The organism is Mycobacterium sp. E2733, from assembly GCF_001667585.1.
Taxonomy (GTDB): domain Bacteria; phylum Actinomycetota; class Actinomycetes; order Mycobacteriales; family Mycobacteriaceae; genus Mycobacterium.
On record NZ_LZJZ01000061.1, the window covers coordinates 162,279 to 178,867 of the forward strand.

The window sequence follows — 16,589 nt, forward strand, 5'->3', positions numbered from 1 at the left end:
TCATCGTTTAGGGTCCCGGCGATTCGAGTCCCGGCGGGCGCCGCCGACGAGCATCCGAGCGGAGCGCTCGTCAGTTGTCAGCCGTCGCCGCTCTCGTCGCCCAGCTCGCGCCGCATCCGGCGCCGCCAGCGCCCGGCAGCACCCACCATCACCTCGTCGACCCGGCCGAGCTCGCGCGCTAAATCACTGGCCAAAGCCAGGATCGCCGACTCCGCGGACAGCGCGCCGCCAGGCGTTGCGAGCCTGAGCGCGCTGTCGGTTGCCTCAATTCATTGGATCCGGTAGCGGTGAATCACCGCAGTTTCTCCGCGAATTCGACGATGTTGCCGTCCGGGTCGGCGATGTGCAGCGTCCTTTCACGCCATGGCCGATTTACCGGTCCGGTGAGGATCTCGACGCCGAGCCCGCGCAGCCGCTCCGCTTCTGCATCTGCGTCCTCAATCAGGAAGCCGATCTCGCCGCAGGGCGGATTGCCGCCTTCGCGACCGATGAGCTCGGGCAGCTTCGAGCGTTCGAAAAGCGAGAACTTCGTGTTTTCCAGTGCGAACTCGACATAGCCGTCGCCCTCGATTCGCACCTGGAGCCCGATCACGTCGCGGTAAAACGCCACCGACCGGCGCAGCGATTCGACATATTGGATGACGTAGTCCACACGACGCATGCAATGCACCGTATCGGTTTCCGCTGTGAACTCGCGGGAGTTCAGCGACCGATGAACAGGGGAGCGCGGCGCTGAGCCGCCGCCGTCACGCCCTCGCGGAAGTCGGCGGTCGCCTGGAGTCGATTTTGTTCCTCGAGCTCGTGGGCGGTGGCGGCTGCGACGGCCTCGGCGAGTCCGGCGCGCATCGTGGCACGGATGCTGGTGAGCGCCAGGGGCGCCGAGGCGGCGATACGCTCGGCGAACCGGACCGCGGCCGGGCGAACATCACCGTCGGCCGCTAGTTCATCGAAAAGCCCTGCCGCATAGCCGATTTCACCACCACAACGCTCACCGGTGAGCATCCACTCGAGGGCTTTTTGCTGGCCGACGACACGCGGCAACGTGGCGGTGATGCCGAAGCCGGGATGAAAACCGAGCCGGCTGAAGTTGGCCGCAAATCTCGAGGAGGGCGCCGCCACTCGGAAGTCTGCGCTGAGCGCGAGCCCTAGCCCACCGCCGATCGCCGCACCCTGAACCGCCGCGACAACCGGCGTGCCGGCGCGGAACAACCGAATGGCTTGGGCGTAAAGCTCTTTGGGAGACGAGCGATGCTCGGCGGGCAGGGAGAAGTCGGCACCCGCGCAAAAGTGTTTTCCCTCCGCGCACAACACGATCGCCCGGCATTCGATGTCGTCGTCCAGTTGCTCGTAAGCGTCGGCGATGTGCGTGATCAAGGCGGTGTCGAAGTAGTTGTTCGGGGGCCGATGGATTTCCACGATGGCGACGTGGCCGACGGATTCGATGGTGACATCGACAGTGGTCATAGCTGTTCCAGCAGTTCGCGCACGGCGGCATTGAATATCTCGGGCTGGTCCATATTCGCCGCATGCCCGGCATTGTCGATGACCAGCTTGCGGGAATTGGCGATCTTACGGTGCATGTAGTCGGCCGGGGCCAGGAAGTCGGTGTCCTGGGCCCCGACGACCACCAACGTGGGCACCATGATGCTGTCGAGCGACGTGATCACGCGAGCGTCCTTTTGCGCCATCACACCGCGGGCAGCGCGAGGCAACCCCTCGGGATGGGCATGCAACGCCTGAGCGACTTCCGCCGAGACGTCGGCGTGCCCTTCGCCCCGCTCAAGTTCTCGAGCGCGTCGTTCCACCCACGCATTCCACTTGTCGCGTGCTTCGTCGTTCCGATAACCCGGCCCCGTGTCGACCAGCACCAGCGCGGCCACGCGCTGCGGATGGACGATATAAAAGGCCAGGGATAGGTAGCCGCCCAAGGACATTCCGCCGAGCACGGCGCGATCGGCACCCGCGGCGTCGAGAATGGCAGCCATGTCGGCGACGCTGATCTGCTCGGTGTAGCGGTCCATGTCGTCGGGTGCATCGCTGCTGCCATGGCCGCGCTGGTCCCAAACGATCACCGGTCGGTCGACGCTCAAGGCATCGATATTGCGGTTCCACATGCCCGCGGTGGCGCCGAAACCGTGTGTGAGCAAGAGCGGCAAGCCCGGCGCGTCCGGGTTGTGCACCTCATAAGCCAGCGTGACCCCGTCTGGGCGCTGCAGTCGGTTCACGACACCACCTCCGACCCTGACTGGATGGCGGGGTACAGGGCGTCGGGGCCACTGGCGACCAAAGCCGCGCCGAGCCGGTCCGCCCAGCGATGATGCGCCGCGGCTTCGTCTCGCCAGGCCCAGAGGCGACGGGTCAGATAATGCAACGGATATTCCTTCGTCATACCGATAGCGCCATGCGTCTGGTGGGCGGCCGCCGTCACCAACTGTGCCGCCCGGTCGGCAAGCATTTTGGCGCAGGCGATTTCGAAGCTGCCTCGACCGAATTCGACCGCCTCGACGGCACCGTCGATGGCCGACGCGACCACGGCGGCCTGCTGGTGGATGGTGACCAGATGGGCTTGCACGCCCTGGAAACGATTGATGGGGCGCCCGAACTGCTCACGTTCGCCGCTGTAGCGCAATGTCATTGCCGCGACGGCACTGATCGCGCCGGTCATCAACGCGGCCCGCCCCAGCGCGATGCGCTCCCAGAGCGTTTCCTCGGTGACCGCGTCAGGTGCGTCAGCGCGCGCGGTTACCGGCACACCATCGAAAATTACTGTGTCACGGGGCTCGGCGGCAAGGTTGACCCCGCGGCTGACGGCCGGTCCTGCTGATGAGGCGGCCGGTCCGGGCGCGAGTACCACGACGCCGTCGACGAGTCCGATGACATGCTCGGCGCGGTGACCCCACGCGACCGCGGGCGCCGTACCGAACAGGCGGTCACCGTCGAGGCGGAGTGCCGCGACGGGCGCCAGCACCGTGCGAACGCCTTTGGGCAGTGGCAAACCGGCAGAAGCCAATAGCCACCCACCGACCAGTCCGGCCTCGGCCAGGGGCGCCGGCGCGGCGTGCGCTCCCGCCGCTCGCAGCAGCTGGACCGCGTCGGCAACGCTGCCCCCGGCTCCGCCCAGCTGCTCTGGGACGGGGACGTCACTGAATCCGCCTTGCTGCAGGGCTTGCCACAGTTGCGCCGCCCAACCGGTAGCTTCAGCTTCGCCCACATCCTCCCAACGGCTGTGCGCGGCAAAAAGTTTGGCGGCCGCGCCATACAGTCCGTCGTCGCTCATGACAAACCTTTGGCGGCGACTGAACGCAGTATCTCGTTGGTACCGCCCCGGATGGTGAACGACGGCGAGTCCAGCACGGCGCGGCGTAATAACCGTTCGAAGAGCGACGGCTCTTGTCCGCATACGAGCTCACGGTCCATCAATTCGCGCAGCGCGCTCACGACATCCTGTTCGAACCGGGTGCCCATTTCCTTGATGAGCGCGGCCTCGGCCGAGGGCGTGTCGCCCGCGTCGATGGCGCGGGCCACCGTCACCGACAGCCGGCGCAGCACCCAGTACTGGGCCGCGAGTTCGCCGATCAGCCGACTCCCGGCAGGACTGGCGGCCAGGTCCGGCCACTCGCGCATGAACTCCTGGACGAGCAAGAAGGTCGAGATCCAGCGGTCCGGCCCGCTGCGCTCGTAAGCCAACTCGCTGGCATTCTGCGCCCAACCTTGCCCGATTTCGCCGATCACCATGTCGTCGGAGACGAGCACGCCATCAAGGACCACCTCGGCGAAGTGGTCGGTGCTTCCGTTCAGGTAGGGGATCGGCTTGACCGTCACGCCGGGGCTGCGCATGTCGATCAGGAACCGGCTCAGCCCCGCATGACGTTCGCCCTCCCCGGTTCGACACAGCGCGATCATGAAGTCGGCGCGCATCGCGTTGCTCGTCCATACCTTCACGCCCGACACTCGCCAGCCATCCCCGTCGCGCACACCCCGCGTCCGCACCGAAGCGAGATCGCTTCCGGCGTCGGGCTCGCTCATGCCGATACAAAAACACAACTCGCCCCTGCAGATTCGCGGCAACAGCCACTGCTTCTGGTCCTCGGTGCCGTAACGCAGCAGCACGGGGGCGATCTGTCGGTCGGCCACCCAGTGATGCGCGACCGGGGCGCCCCAGCGCAGCAACTCCTCGACGACGACAAAGCGGTCGACGGCGGTGGCGTCGCGACCGCCGTAGCCCACTGGGACCGCCATGCCGATCCAGCCACGCTCGGCCAACGCGGCGGAGAACGCCCGATCAACCCCCGCGCCCATCCCGAGACCGGGCTCGAACGTTCCCCAGGGCAGCGTCTCGGCCAGGAATGCCCGAACCCTTTGCCGCAATTCCAGCTCTGCGGCGGTGAGCGCGGCAGGCGGCGTGACCATACTTGGCAGGCTAACCACCTGCCGTGAAGCGTGGAAAGGTACCGCCTCACCCGGGATGCCACTAATGAAACCGCCGAGCGCGGCACATGGGGCATCCGCCCCGAATGTTGGGCTCGACCCGGTTGGCGGAGGTTCAGCTGGTGTAGCAATAAGAGTCGCTGGAAGGTCCGCCGCGTTGCAGCCGGGTTTGATGCACCCGGCCACGGAAATCGTCGCCGTCCGGGAAGACTCGGACGCATGACCTCAAGCGAGTGGCGTCAGGTTGGTGCCTCGCCTATCCGTTATCCGCCCGCCTTGTGTTTGGTCGGTGTGAGTGCGGCGCGCGCCCGGGCCAGCTCCGGCAATGCGCTGTCGGTGGGCATTCGGCTAACGGCGGCAGCAAGGGCGGCCCGGGAAGGGCCACCATTCAGTTCGAAAAGGTCGAGGGCAACGCGTAATTCGAACAGCCGGGCCCCCTGACGGTCGGCTAGGTCAAGGGCGGCTTGGAGGTCGGCACCGACGGCGCTTGAGTTGCTGTGGGTATGCGCCCGAAGCCGCAGCAATTCGGCATCGTAGAAGTGCATTCCCGTATCCCGGGCCAGGGACAGTGCGGCATCCAGCTGGTCGCGCGCGTGCTGTGGTTCGCCGAGCGCCAGCAGGAGCTGAGCGAGCACGCCGTCGAAAAAGGTGAGGTAGGCGTTCAGACCGGCTCTGGCCAAGACGTCGACAAGTTTGGTCATCGTGACCATGTGACGTGATAGCGCAGAGGGGTCCAGCGGCTCTGCCCTCAATGCGGTCAACGCCGCAACCGTGGTTTGCTGGGTTTCGCCCCAGAGGTGCCAGGCATCGAAGCCATGGCGTTGCGCCTGCTCGGTCACCCCGGCGGCGAGTACCGACGCCTGGTCGAGCTGGCCGCCCTCGATCCGCATCCAGATCTCCACGAAGTTCGCGAAGGCCGCACTGAATGGGCCCTGGGGGAACCCTAGTCCTCCGACCCTTCCTGCGACCTCTGCGAGCTCAGCCTCCGCGCCGGGCAGATCACCCCGAACGAAGTTGACCAATGCCCGGTGGACGCGCGCTGTCGTGATGGGATCGTTCGGTTGATACCACAGCGCGTCTAGCTGGTCGGCTGCCACGAGATCCGGCATGGCGTGCTCGAGACGCGAACTGGCGGCGTTGAACTCCCCGCGGAGCGTCGCGACCACACCGAAGGAGGCCTCGATGACCGGGCGTAACCACTCCCGTCCTTGCTCGAGGCCTACACGCAGTGACCTGAGCACCCGCACCACCCGGCGCAGGTCGGCGCGCGTGAAGTAGTAGACCATCAGGGCAACCATGGTGGCGAGGAGCTCGTCATCATGCAGGTCGGTTCCGCTCAACTGCAGGCAGCGCTCGAAATCGACCACAGCCGCGGGGCTTTGATTGCCTTCTGCCGCCGCGGCGAGGAATCCACGCTCGAGCCGCACCGCGATCTCGCTGCGGTCGCGGTCGGCACCTGTCGAGAGGCGGTCGAGTTGGGTGAGGGCAAGGCTCAGGTATGTGCGAGCCTCGGCGAGCGCCCCCCGACGACGTGCTTCGGTTGCGGCCTGCCGATAGGCCGATATGGCGTCGACGAACCGCTCGGCCTGCTCGTAGTGGCCGGCCACCAGCCGCCAGTCCGGGTCGACGCCTCTAACCCCCTGCAGCAGAGCATCGGCCACCTTCCCGTGCAGTCCTCGGCGCACGCTGGCGGGCGCCAACTCGCGGGCCACCTCGTGGAGCAATTCGTGGCGAAAGCGCCAGCTGTTTGTTCCCGACGGCTCGACGACCAAGGCGTCTTCCAGTTCGTCGAGGACGTCGTCGACTTCATCGCCACTGCGCTGGCACACCGAGCACAGCAATCCACGATCGAATTGGCGACCGATCACCGCCGCTGCCTCCACCACAGGGACCGCGTTGGGGCTCGCGCGCAGTCGCGCGAACAACGGCTCATACAGGGCGTCCGGTATGCCGGTCCGTTCTCCGTCGGGCTGGTCGCTGAAGCCCCGGACGAGTTGCTCGATGTAAAACGGGATGCCGTCGCACCGGGCGCGTATCTGGGAACGCTGCTTCGGCGACAGGCGCGGATTTAACGCGCTGACCAGGATGTCGGCTTGTTCGTCGGTCAATGGCTTGAGGTCGAAGATCTTGACCGGCCAGCTTTGCGGCAGCCAGCCGCCGTCCTGTCCCGTGATCACCACGAGGAGGCGCCCGTCGGCGGCGCCGAGCAACTGGCCGAGAACGTCCAGGGTGGACGGATCGAACCATTGCACATCCTTGGCCACCACGAGTCCTGAGCCGTCCCTAAAACATCCCAGCAGGTATTCGTGCACTGCCCCCATGATCAATTGGTGCAGCTTGTGGCCTTCGGCGGCAACCGGCTCATAGCCCGCCTCGGGGGCAATACCTATCACCGGTGCCAGCAACGGCAGCATGCGCGCCGTATCCAGTGATCGTGCGGCCACCTCCGCTTGCAGAAGCCGCAGGCGATCCGCGGGCTTGGTGAGACGGGCGATGCCACAACGACGTTCGAGTAATGTGCGCACCGGATGTAGACCAGCGTCGCTGTGCAGTGGGGATCCGACCAACTCCAGCGCCACCCCGCCCGCGCTCTCGGCCAGCTCGACGGCCGCCGCCGCTAATCGCGACTTACCGATGCCAGGCTCGCCGCGAAATACCAGCCCAGGCGTGCGAAGCGTGCCGCGCTGCGCACGTCGCCAACAATTCTGCAACCGGGCCAGTTCGCGTTCACGGTCCACAAGCGGACCGCGACCCACGCCAACCCGGCCTGCGTCGGACTGCTCACCGAGCACAACGTAATAGCCGATGGGCGCCTCGATGCCCTTGACCGCCACTTGTGTCCGGCTCGTCAGCTCGAACGCCTCGCCAACTAGCGGTGCGACCGCGTCGGAAACCACTATCCCGCCCGGAGGTGCCAAGCTCGACACACGCTGGGCCAGGTTGGCCGCCATGCCGTAGACGTCGTCTTGGGCGGTGTCTAAATACACCAGCCCTCGATGCACCCCGACACGTACCGCGATGTCGACTCCAAACCGACGTTTCGCCTGTCCCCCCAGCTTGGCCACCTCGCGACTGATCTCCAGCCCGGCTAGCACGGCCCGTTCGTCATCGTTCTCATGGGCTTCGGGGTGACCGAAGACTGCGAACAAGCCGTCACCTTTTGTCGAGCTGACATGTCCTCCATAGCGGTCCACGATCGCGAGAACTTGGTCGCGGTAGCGGCCCACAATTGTTCGGTAGGTTTCCGGGTCGATCCGCGTCGAAAGCGCTGTCGACTCGACGAGATCTGTGAACAAAAGCGTCAAACGGCACATCTCACCGCCGCTAGCGGGAGCGGACAGGAGGTCCTCAGCTTCCACGTTGCCCACGTCGACCGCCAGCACCCGCTCCGCCAACACGCTGGCGGTTGCGCGATCACCCCGGTTTATCGCCGCCACCGCCTGATCCAGCAACTCATCCACCGAGGCGGCGTGTGCGTGGCCGGCACCCCTTCCCGCCATGCCCTCGTTTTGAGCATCCGTCACATCAATATCGTGGCACCGGTGGTCAAGCATGATGTGCCGTATTGGGTCGACGAATTTCTTCGCCTGCAGGGACTGCCCGCGTGGCCGTCGGGGTGGTTCAGCGCAGGTGCGGGTCAGAGGCCAGCATCGCGATAAGGGGTCGATTCCCGGCAAGTCCACAGAGAATGTGCTGTTCAATGCGATAGATCGGTACGCGCCGCAAACGCCGGGAGACCTACGGGTTGGATTACGCCCGGGGTGAGCGGCTTTAATCGTCATACGACGGCGATGTCACGTTGTGCGCGCCGACACCGCCTCACGAGAACGCTTCAGATGAGCGCTCTTGTCGCGGAGGCAGTCTTTCGTTTGCTCGGGGAGGAGCTTTCATGACCTATCGCCGTCTTGCTTGGGGGCTCAGCGCGGTGGTAGCCGCGGCTATCATTCCGGTCGAGGCCCATGGCGAGCCGCCGACAAAGTGTCTGACCAACACTCCCAAGGGCAAGCAGGTCTACGTGCCCTGCGATCTGCTCAACGCCGGTGCCAATTTCCCGCCGGGGCAGCGTTGTCCTCCACCACTTGAGCAGTACCCGAAAGATGTGGCGGACTGGTGTGGCGAAGGCCCAGGCCTTGCGAGTCCCACGCCAGCGAGTCCTACGAGCCCGACGAGCCCGACGAGCCCCGTGCACCCAACGAGCTCAGTGCGGACCACGAGCCCAACGAGTCCTGCGACCTCAACAACCCCAACGAGTCCTGCGACCTCAACGACTCCCACGAGTCCCACGACCTCAACGAGTCCCACGACCTCAACGACTCCCACGAGCCCGGCCGCTCCCGGTAATGCAGGGTGACAGTTCCGGCAGCTCCGCTCAGTGCACGACGTGCGGCCGCCGAAGTGGAGTATCACCGCTGCGGCGATGGGCCCAGCTCAGTCAGCCACGATGCGAAGGCCGTTGAACCCGTGGTTTCTTCTCTGGGGTGAGGCGAAGCCCGACACATCTGTTCCCAGGCCGCGCACGGCTTCCGCCGGCAACTCGCGGTTGATTACGTGTTCGGCGACCACGCACATTTGCATCCTGGTGTTGCGTGACATTGTGCGGAGTACTGCTAAGGATTGTGCGGCGTCGAGTTTGAAGCGCTCGCTGATGATGTCCGTGGCTTGCGCGATGACGTCTCCAGGCCAGACATGACTCGAATTGGCGCTGTCAGCCATCGCTTCTAGCCGGCCTGCCCGCACTCGCCAGGTAATTCGGAAAGTTCGGTGAGCGTCCTGGCCTGGGCCCGCTGAACCGCGGCGAGCATCCGTGCGCTCAAATCCAGGCATTCCCGCTCCCCGACGCCGCCGTTGACGGAATATGCGATCTGGCGCACCTGGATAGCGAATTGGGTTAGGTCATCACAAAGTTGTTTCATGGGAGCCTTCTGGCGCTGAAAGGGCTTAACAATAGCCATATATGCCGCGGACGCCCACGTCCCGTCCGACTTAGACCCAATTCCGGACGCCTACGTCCAGCCGAATCGGGGTAGTAATGATGCCTAGATCCTATACCGGCGAAGCGGCTTTGCACTACCGCGCCTGTACAAACACCCGCTGCGCTCGATTGCCATCGGTCAACACCTGTCGCTCAGTCACCCTCGCCCCAAAGGGCCCCGTCGCCGGCGTGATCTCACGCTGCTATCGCAATATCCGGGGCCATCGGCGGTAAGCGCTGGTCAGTTGCCTGCCTCGATTGCCGCGACTCGTGCGGCCGCATCGGATCCGCAGAAGCGCTGCAGGTCCACTCCTCCCGCGGCCAGCAGATCGTCAACGCGGCGTTTCAGGTCACCCGAGGAGAGGTGGGCGTACAGGTTTGCGCCGGGGCAAGACGTCTGGGCGAGGTCGCGATGGCCGGCCAATGTCGTGGTTGCGATACGAAAATTCTGGGCGGCCCATGCGAAGACGCGAGCCGCCCCCTGAAGCTGGGCCTCTGACACAGCCTCTTGATCGAAGTCTCCTTCGCAGAGGACTAGGAAATGGCCCGTGGTGTCGTAGTCCGTCGCGGTGTCGCCGGCGATTTCAGTGCTCCGGAGTTCGTAGACGTTGCCATTGCGGTCGACGCCGACGTGGTAGGCGATGTCGATCCACCCGTGCTGATCCTGGTGGTACCGCTGATCCAGTCGGAGGTGGCCTGGGGCATTGCGGTTGTCGCCGAGGACGACGGCCTCGTGGTGGAGGGTCATCCGGGTGATGGTGTGGCGCTTTCCGCCAGAGCGGGCCGGGCGCGCGCCCCAGGCGTCTCGGCATAGCAACAATGCCGAAGTGGTCGCGGTCAGGCCGACGGTGGTCGTCGCGGAAATAGGCGGAGCCGAAGGTGGCCTGGCGCCGATCATGGACGCCACGCCCACGCCGCCGGCCAACCCTAAAAGGCGGCGACGGCTGACAACGGCTGGCGGTTCATGGGGCCGGCCGAGTGCAGGCTCGCACATCGTCCTCACGATACGGGCGTGATCCCGGGGCGCGGGATGCGTTTGGTGTCCTCTCTTGACGCCGTCAAGATTCGAAAACAAAATCGCAGGTAACGAGATGAGCTCCACGATGAATCGACCGGTCGCCGCAGGCTTCCGCGGTGCGATGCGAACCGCCATTGCCGCCGGGACCGCCCTCCTTGCGATCACCACCGGTTGCTCGCGTGGCGACGCGGGACCGGCGCTGGGGGCGAGCACGCAGACCCCCAGACCGGACGTCGCAACGGTCGTCAAGCCGCCCGACCCGGCTCCCGCAATCGATTTCGTACCCGTCTCCAAGCTGATCAATGGTGCGATTGCGGCGAACCGTTTGCCAGGCGCGGTGGTCGTCATCGGGCATGGTGGCAAGGTCGTCTTTCACCAGGCCTACGGTTCGCGCAAACTTGCAGGCGAACCGGGACTCGACGGGCTGCCGGCCCCTGCGGAGCCGATGACCGAGGACACGATCTTCGACTTGGCGTCGTTGACGAAGAACGTTGCAACGGCGACTGCGGTCATGCAGCTCTACGAGCAAGGCAAGGTTGCGTTCGACGATCCCGTGCAGCAGTATCTGCCCGACTTCAACACCGCGAACGATCCGCGCCGCGCAACGGTGACCCTGCGCATGCTCCTTACGCACACTTCCGGCGAAACCGGGGACGTCAACCTGGGCGACCCTTGGGGTCTGGACCACGCCGACAAAGAAGAGGGGATCCATCGTGCGCTCACCACGCCGCTGGAGTCGGCTCCCGGTGGAGTTTTCCGCTATTCCGATATCAACTTCATCCTGCTCGGCGCGCTGGTCGAGAAGGAAACCGGTGAGGCGCTGGACGCGTACGTTCAGCGAAACGTATTCGAGCCGCTTGGCATGGAAGACACCCACTACCTTCCTCCGGCCCAAGCATGTGGTCCGCACGCGACGCTGGGAGCTGCGATCGCCTGGGCCCCCGCCCCCCAAGGCCGGGCGCCGGACGCCTGCCCCGCGGGTACCTGGAGCACCGGTCTCTTGCCGCGCATCGCGCCGACAGCACGCGACGAAGAGGGCAGAGCCGACCCGGGCAAGAATCCCGATCTCGATCACCTGCTTCGGGGCACCGTCCAGGACACGACGGCGCGGCGCATGGGTGGGGTGGCCGGGCATGCCGGCGTGTTCTCGACGGCCCACGATGTCAGCATCTTCGCGCAGGCCCTGCTGGACCGGCTCGCTGGCCGTCCGAGCCAATTCCCTTTGGCGCAAACAACTCTCGAGTTGATGACAAGTCCACAGCAGCCGGGACACACGCTTGCGCAGCTGAAGGCGGCCAACGATGCCACCCAAGAAGCCGTCGCAAAGAGGCCGAACAAGACAGATCCGCTGCTCGCTCCACGCTATCCGGCGATCGCGGGGCAGAACCTGCGCGGCTTCGGCTGGGATATCGACACGGGCCAGTCCACGCCGCGCGGTGTGATCTTCCCCATCGGTAGCTTCGGCCACACCGGCTTCACCGGAACCTCGGTTTGGATAGATCCACGCTCAGATACCTACGTAGTTCTGCTGTCGAATTCGATCCACGTCCGAGGCAGTCCACCGATGACCAATCTGCGAGGTGACGTCGCAACGGCGGCGGCACAGGCCCTGCGTCTTTAGGGCCGCTCGAAGTGTTGATAGTCGAGGGGACCCGTCCATTCGCCACCCCACCGCCAGCCACGATCTGTGAAGACGTGCACCGCTGGATCGCCGTTGTGCAGGAGCCCCGGGTCGCTGCGGCCGCGGTCCAGATAGGCCGCCGCGTTCTGCGGTTCGAAATACCCGCTGGCGTAGAGGCACGGGTTGATGAGCGGATTGAGATCGATAGCCCGACCGTAAGCGTGCGGAGACCATTCGTCGGTTCCCGGGATGCGTCGGCAGTTGAACGCCGAAGTGTTGTTGTCCTCCATGGATAACTCGTCGTCGGCGTCCGGGTAGTGGTCGACCGTGCGGATCTTCTCGACCGGGTAGCCAAGCCGGTAAAGCCGCTCGAAGATCGCGCTGACCTCCGGCGCCAGGTCTTCATGCACGATCAGCTCACCGCGATGCATCCGGCCGTCGAAGCCGATGTGGTCGACGCTGACCCGTCGCAGCTTTTCCGGCTCGACTGGGCAACCAGGCCGCCAGCTCTCGCCGAGTTCGGCGGCGGTGACCGGTTCCACGGTGGCGCCGGCGGGTGCTGACGGCACGCTGGCCGACGACGCGGCCGCCGATGGTGACGGTCTGGCAGACCCTGGCGGTGTCGCCGCCGGAGGTGGCCGCGCAGTGGTGCACTGCACCAGCACGAGACACGCCGCGAGCATTCCGGCCACCGCGGCACCCCGCCGCTCGAAGGGCATCAATGAGTCCTCACCGTTGGCTCCACTGAAATGGTTGGTCAGACTGCCAGTGTCTATCGCGCCACGATCACGGGGATCTTGGCCCTATTGACCACCGACGCACCGACCGAGCCCAGCACCTTGCCGGCGAACGCGCCGCGGCCGTGGTTGCCGACCACAAGCAGTTGGGCCTGTTCGGACGCCTCGAGCAGCCAGCGCACCGGCTCGCCGATCTCGATCCTGCGACGGACCCCCACGTCGGGATAGCGGTCGTGCCAGCCCGCCAGCCGTTCGGCCAGCACCTCCTCCTCCGCGGATAGCCGGGCGTCCCATTTGGCGTCTTGGAACAACGTTCTTGAGGCTGCTACCCGGGGATCGTCCCAGGCGTGCAAAGCCACCAAGCGGACTCCCCGCCGTAAAGCCTGCTCGAACGCGATCGCGGTCGCTGCCTCCGATGCCGGTGAGCCGTCGATGCCCACCAGCACGGGCGCGCCTGCGGCCCTGCGAAATTGGGCTTGCTCGTCGCGGATCACGGCGACTGGGGAGTGCGCGTGGTAGACCAATCCCGAAGTCACCGAGCCAATCGGGCGGTGGGCCAAGGCGCCGCCGTGGCCGTGACTGCCCAGCACGACCATCTCCACGACACTGGAGAGCGCGACCAGCGCAGGGACCGCCGCTGAAAAAAGGACCTTGCTTTCGACCTTCACCCGACCGAGGTCACCAACGCTCTGCTCGGCGACCCTGATCGCCGACCTGATGAATTTGCGTGCCCGCTTCGCGTGCCATTGCCTGAAATCGGTCCGCGGGGTGACCTGGAACCACCCCGGTACGGGGGCGTCGACCACATGCACCAGGGCCAGCGGCGCATTCCGCAGCGCGGCATCACGGGCCGCCCACCGGACGGCGCCCAGCGCCGCTGCCGAGCCGTCCACCCCTACCAAGATCGCGCCACATGGTGGTTGCCACATTTCAGCTCGTTTCTGATCGGCTGCTACCCATCGGCAGGATCATTCAGGGCGGCCGAGATCGTCAGGGCCGAAGCGACGCAAGCCGAGGGACCAAAGGCACCGATGACGCGCGGCACACGCCGAGCTCCACTGCGTGTTCGCAGGTCACAGACGTAGTGCCCCGCGGGCAACAGCCGTCCCGGCCGAGCTTCGAGTGCTAGGCTTCGGGGGCTCGATCTGCTATCCCGCCAGCCGACCATGGGCTGGGGCGCCAGATGGCCACTTGATTTCTTGCCCCCCTGGGTATAAGTGCTCTTACACCACCGTGACTACGCCCCGAATCGAGGAGAAGTGACCAGAAAGCTGCTTCTTGCATTGACGTTCGTCATCGCGTTGATTGCTCCGGCTTCGATCCCCGGTGCGTTTGCCACGGCCCACGCTGACCCGATCGGCTTCCCGCCGGACTGGCCCTTCTATGAGATGCAAACCGAGCAGACGATGTGCAGGGCCATGGCGGAGGGCTGGTCGCGTGCGCAGATCGTCGGCGCGATGCAACAGGCGAACAACCAGAGTGTGACGGGGCTGAACCCGGAGCAGGCCGCCAAGCGGGCCAACATGTGGGTCGACCTGGGCCGAATCAAGTACTGCCCCGGCGCAGTCGCCAACTGATCCCCACGTTTTCGACGCTGCACCGCTAGCAGAGGGCGGCAGAAAACCATCCGCCGGCCACCAGGGCGATGACGAGCGCGGCGGTCGTGTGCCCCGTCGACGCGGCCACGACGATGCCCGTGATCGCCGCGATGAGGGCCATGACCACGAACACGGCCAGCAGTATCCGGTGCGAATGGATCGCTCCGCTGGGACGCGGCGCAACGACAACGTGCTTGCTCGAAGCATTGGCTGCGGCCATTTAAGCTCCTGCTGGTTGTGACCTGGGATACACGATGAGCATAAATGTGCGGTGAGTCACAAACAAACTCCGCTGGCCGCTCCTGATGTCGGGGCAGGCCGCACCATTCGCGCAGGGCTCAGTTAGTCTCGCTGACCTCTCGGGTATCCACGCAGGCATGGGGTGGGGGGCATCGCATGCGGTCGCGATCTTTTCGGCATTGCTGTCGGCGTTCTGGGCCGCGGTGGGCATCGTCGTTCGGCAGCGAGCCGCCCAGCACGTTCCGCCTGATGAGGGCATGTCTGGGGCGATGGTGACGACCTTGGCGATGCGACCGCTGTGGTGGGCGGGCACCGTCGCCGCCGTCGCCGGCTACGTTTTTCAGGCCGTCGCGCTCGCGCACGGATCCCTGCTGCTGATCCAGCCGCTGCTCGTTTCGTCGTTGTTATTCGCATTGCCCTTGAGCGCTCGGCTCTGCCGCCAACGCATCAGTGCGGTCCAGTGGGGCTGGGCGACGCTGTTGACCGGCGCACTAACGGTCTTCGTGCTCGTCGGCCAGCCCCGCGCCGGCCACAACCGTCCCCCTGTGCCGGCGTGGACGCTGGCGTTGTTGGTGACGGTGCCGTTGCTGGTCGTCTGCGTCATGGCGGCCGGCCGCGCCGTAGGTCGTGTACGCGCGATGCTGCTGGGCGTCGCCGTGGCGGTCCTGCTCGGCATGATCGCCGTCTTGACGAAAATCTGCACGCACCGCTACGCCGTCGGCGGCTGGCACGCGCTCCTGACCGTCCCCGCTCCCTATGTCTTGGTCGGCCTGGCGGTCGCAGTGACGATGGCGCAGAATTCGGCATTCCATGCCGGGGCGTTGCAGGCGTCGGTACCGATCATGTTGGTGGGGGAGCCCGTCGTCGCGGTCTTGCTCGGCGTTGGGGTGCTGGGTGAACACCTGGCGGTGGGCCGCTCGACGGCGCTGGCGCTCGCAGTCGCCGTCTGGGGAATGGTGGCCGCCGCTATCGCGCTGAGCCGGAGCCAGGCGATCGAAGTGGGCAGCCAGCAACAATCCACGTACGCCGATGCCGCCCGGCTTGCGGACCTCAGCGGAAAACCGAACTAGGACCTACGAATCCTGCGCGGTTTCCAGCAGCCGCAGCGGGTGCAGACCGTCGACCGCGCCGACGAACGGGGGGTGGATGCTGTAGCCGAGCATGCGGCGAATGTCGTCGGAGACCGATCGGGCGATGTCGCGCGATATCGACAACGTGAAGGCTTCCATCGGTCGCAGCCACGGTTGGCAGTACTGGGCGGTGACGGCGAGGCGGTCGCGACTGGTGGTGTTGGCGCCCCCGCCGTGCCACAGGGTGCCCACGAAGAAAACACACGAGCCGGCGGGCATTACGACCGGCAGGGCCTGATCGTCGGGACCCGGCCGGCGCTTACCCCAGCGGTGGCTGCCGGGGTAGAGGACGGTGGCGCCGTTGTCGGCGGTGAAGTCGTCGATGGCCCAGATCGTCGCCGCCGCCAATGGTTCTCGCGGACGCGGGATCGGATAGAACCCGTCGTCGTGGTGTGCCAGCTGGGCGGCCTCTCCGGGCTGAATGTTGATGGCCTGCAACGCCGAAAGCAGGTAGTTGGGCATCAGCAGCCGATCAAGCACCGCCAGCACGCGAGGATTGTCGACGATCCCGTCGCATACCCGCGTGCGGCTCAGCAGGCTGTAGACGCGCTGGGTGCGCCGGCCCTCGAAGGAGTTGCGTCCCGTGTGCCCCAGCCACGGGCGCACGACGTCGCGGATCTGCTGGCACTGCTCCGCAGTGAGCAGGTCCTCCCAAATGACGTAGCCGTCGCGGTCGAGGGCCGCCATGTCAGCGTCGACGATCGCGCTGTCGAGGAAGTTTCCGCCGCTCGCCGTCCGCTTGTACCGCTGTGCCAGATCACCCCTGAGGTCTTCCAGCGTCGTGACGGATTCGTCGTCGATGTTCATTGGCCCTCGTCCTTCATTCCGCCAACCACACTAAGCCG

17 protein-coding genes are annotated in these 16,589 nt (G+C 65.8%); 4 read left to right on the forward strand and 13 right to left on the reverse strand.

Going from position 1 to position 16,589, the window contains the following annotated elements; genetic code table 11:
* Nucleotides 1–292 precede the first annotated feature (292 nt).
* The 6 genes from A5678_RS11775 to A5678_RS11800 all read right to left on the reverse strand — a co-directional run bounded on the left by A5678_RS11775 (nt 293) and on the right by A5678_RS11800 (nt 7,952).
* Complete coding sequence (locus A5678_RS11775; RefSeq protein ID WP_068042398.1) at nt 293–661, reverse strand: VOC family protein; 369 nt, start codon at nt 659–661, stop codon at nt 293–295.
* Nucleotides 662–702: 41 nt separating this feature from the next.
* A complete protein-coding gene (locus tag A5678_RS11780) occupies nt 703–1,464 on the reverse strand; it encodes an enoyl-CoA hydratase/isomerase family protein (RefSeq protein WP_068042400.1) in 762 nt (253 codons plus the stop codon).
* Complete coding sequence (locus A5678_RS11785) at nt 1,461–2,225, reverse strand: alpha/beta fold hydrolase (protein WP_068042401.1); 765 nt, start codon at nt 2,223–2,225, stop codon at nt 1,461–1,463. Before A5678_RS11785 ends, A5678_RS11780 begins: the two co-directional genes overlap by 4 nt.
* Nucleotides 2,222–3,277 carry an acyl-CoA dehydrogenase gene (locus tag A5678_RS11790; protein WP_068042403.1) on the reverse strand — a complete coding sequence of 352 codons (1,056 nt, stop codon included), beginning with the start codon at nt 3,275–3,277 and terminating at the stop codon, nt 2,222–2,224. Before A5678_RS11790 ends, A5678_RS11785 begins: the two co-directional genes overlap by 4 nt.
* A complete protein-coding gene (locus A5678_RS11795; protein ID WP_068042405.1) occupies nt 3,274–4,410 on the reverse strand; it encodes an acyl-CoA dehydrogenase family protein in 1,137 nt (378 codons plus the stop codon). Before A5678_RS11795 ends, A5678_RS11790 begins: the two co-directional genes overlap by 4 nt.
* Nucleotides 4,411–4,691: 281 nt before the next feature.
* A complete protein-coding gene (locus tag A5678_RS11800) occupies nt 4,692–7,952 on the reverse strand; it encodes an adenylate/guanylate cyclase domain-containing protein (protein ID WP_231983641.1) in 3,261 nt (1,086 codons plus the stop codon).
* Between the two features lie 586 nt (nt 7,953–8,538).
* On the opposite strand from A5678_RS11800, the gene A5678_RS11805 reads away from it, so the two are divergent.
* The gene (locus tag A5678_RS11805) at nt 8,539–8,769 is read left to right on the forward strand and encodes a hypothetical protein (RefSeq protein WP_068042410.1); all 231 of its coding nucleotides are present in this window, start codon (nt 8,539–8,541) and stop codon (nt 8,767–8,769) included.
* 87 nt (nt 8,770–8,856) lie between these two features.
* On the opposite strand, the gene A5678_RS11810 is transcribed toward A5678_RS11805, so the two are convergent.
* The 3 genes from A5678_RS11810 to A5678_RS11820 all read right to left on the reverse strand — a co-directional run bounded on the left by A5678_RS11810 (nt 8,857) and on the right by A5678_RS11820 (nt 10,313).
* The gene (locus A5678_RS11810; protein WP_197502107.1) at nt 8,857–9,141 is read right to left on the reverse strand and encodes an ANTAR domain-containing protein; all 285 of its coding nucleotides are present in this window, start codon (nt 9,139–9,141) and stop codon (nt 8,857–8,859) included.
* Between the two features lie 5 nt (nt 9,142–9,146).
* Nucleotides 9,147–9,299, reverse strand: coding sequence for a hypothetical protein (locus A5678_RS27510; RefSeq protein ID WP_197502108.1), 153 nt, complete (start codon nt 9,297–9,299; stop codon nt 9,147–9,149).
* 342 nt (nt 9,300–9,641) lie between these two features.
* Nucleotides 9,642–10,313, reverse strand: coding sequence for a peptidoglycan recognition family protein (locus A5678_RS11820; RefSeq protein ID WP_231983642.1), 672 nt, complete (start codon nt 10,311–10,313; stop codon nt 9,642–9,644).
* Nucleotides 10,314–10,503: 190 nt separating this feature from the next.
* Here A5678_RS11820 and A5678_RS11825 point away from each other — a divergent pair, with 190 nt between their 5' ends.
* Nucleotides 10,504–12,039 carry a serine hydrolase gene (locus A5678_RS11825; RefSeq protein WP_231983643.1) on the forward strand — a complete coding sequence of 512 codons (1,536 nt, stop codon included), beginning with the start codon at nt 10,504–10,506 and terminating at the stop codon, nt 12,037–12,039.
* Here the strand turns inward: A5678_RS11825 and A5678_RS11830 are convergent.
* Nucleotides 12,036–12,758, reverse strand: coding sequence for a M15 family metallopeptidase (locus A5678_RS11830; RefSeq protein WP_068042418.1), 723 nt, complete (start codon nt 12,756–12,758; stop codon nt 12,036–12,038). The two genes, A5678_RS11825 and A5678_RS11830, sit on opposite strands and share 4 nt — an antisense overlap.
* A 53-nt stretch (nt 12,759–12,811) precedes the next feature.
* Nucleotides 12,812–13,705: a universal stress protein gene (locus A5678_RS11835; RefSeq protein ID WP_068042421.1), complete on the reverse strand. Its 894-nt coding sequence runs from the start codon at nt 13,703–13,705 to the stop codon at nt 12,812–12,814.
* 330 nt (nt 13,706–14,035) lie between these two features.
* On the opposite strand from A5678_RS11835, the gene A5678_RS11840 reads away from it, so the two are divergent.
* On the forward strand, nt 14,036–14,353 hold the full coding sequence (locus tag A5678_RS11840; protein WP_068042423.1) for a hypothetical protein: 318 nt from the start codon (nt 14,036–14,038) through the stop codon (nt 14,351–14,353).
* A gap of 25 nt (nt 14,354–14,378) precedes the next feature.
* Here A5678_RS11840 and A5678_RS11845 read toward each other — a convergent pair whose 3' ends face one another.
* A complete protein-coding gene (locus A5678_RS11845; RefSeq protein WP_068042425.1) occupies nt 14,379–14,594 on the reverse strand; it encodes a hypothetical protein in 216 nt (71 codons plus the stop codon).
* 157 nt (nt 14,595–14,751) lie between these two features.
* On the opposite strand from A5678_RS11845, the gene A5678_RS11850 reads away from it, so the two are divergent.
* Nucleotides 14,752–15,684 (forward strand): DMT family transporter, encoded by a 933-nt coding sequence (locus tag A5678_RS11850; RefSeq protein ID WP_068042427.1) that lies wholly within the window; start codon nt 14,752–14,754, stop codon nt 15,682–15,684.
* Nucleotides 15,685–15,687: 3 nt separating this feature from the next.
* On the opposite strand, the gene A5678_RS11855 is transcribed toward A5678_RS11850, so the two are convergent.
* The gene (locus A5678_RS11855; RefSeq protein ID WP_068042429.1) at nt 15,688–16,551 is read right to left on the reverse strand and encodes a phytanoyl-CoA dioxygenase family protein; all 864 of its coding nucleotides are present in this window, start codon (nt 16,549–16,551) and stop codon (nt 15,688–15,690) included.
* Nucleotides 16,552–16,589 lie beyond the last annotated feature (38 nt).

Excerpts from the sequence above, each read along its gene's own strand:
- A5678_RS11850 (WP_068042427.1), top strand. The coding sequence starts at position 14,752 with ATGGGGTGGGGGGCATCGCATGCGGTCGCGATCTTTTCGGCATTGCTG.
- A5678_RS11790 (WP_068042403.1), bottom strand. The coding sequence starts at position 3,277 with ATGAGCGACGACGGACTGTATGGCGCGGCCGCCAAACTTTTTGCCGCG.
- A5678_RS11775 (WP_068042398.1), bottom strand. The coding sequence starts at position 661 with ATGCGTCGTGTGGACTACGTCATCCAATATGTCGAATCGCTGCGCCGG.
- A5678_RS11810 (WP_197502107.1), bottom strand. The coding sequence starts at position 9,141 with ATGGCTGACAGCGCCAATTCGAGTCATGTCTGGCCTGGAGACGTCATC.
- A5678_RS11855 (WP_068042429.1), bottom strand. The coding sequence starts at position 16,551 with ATGAACATCGACGACGAATCCGTCACGACGCTGGAAGACCTCAGGGGT.
- A5678_RS11845 (WP_068042425.1), bottom strand. The coding sequence starts at position 14,594 with ATGGCCGCAGCCAATGCTTCGAGCAAGCACGTTGTCGTTGCGCCGCGT.
- A5678_RS11830 (WP_068042418.1), bottom strand. The coding sequence starts at position 12,758 with ATGCCCTTCGAGCGGCGGGGTGCCGCGGTGGCCGGAATGCTCGCGGCG.
- A5678_RS11835 (WP_068042421.1), bottom strand. The coding sequence starts at position 13,705 with ATGTGGCAACCACCATGTGGCGCGATCTTGGTAGGGGTGGACGGCTCG.
- A5678_RS11780 (WP_068042400.1), bottom strand. The coding sequence starts at position 1,464 with ATGACCACTGTCGATGTCACCATCGAATCCGTCGGCCACGTCGCCATC.
- A5678_RS11795 (WP_068042405.1), bottom strand. The coding sequence starts at position 4,410 with ATGGTCACGCCGCCTGCCGCGCTCACCGCCGCAGAGCTGGAATTGCGG.
- A5678_RS11825 (WP_231983643.1), top strand. The coding sequence starts at position 10,504 with ATGAATCGACCGGTCGCCGCAGGCTTCCGCGGTGCGATGCGAACCGCC.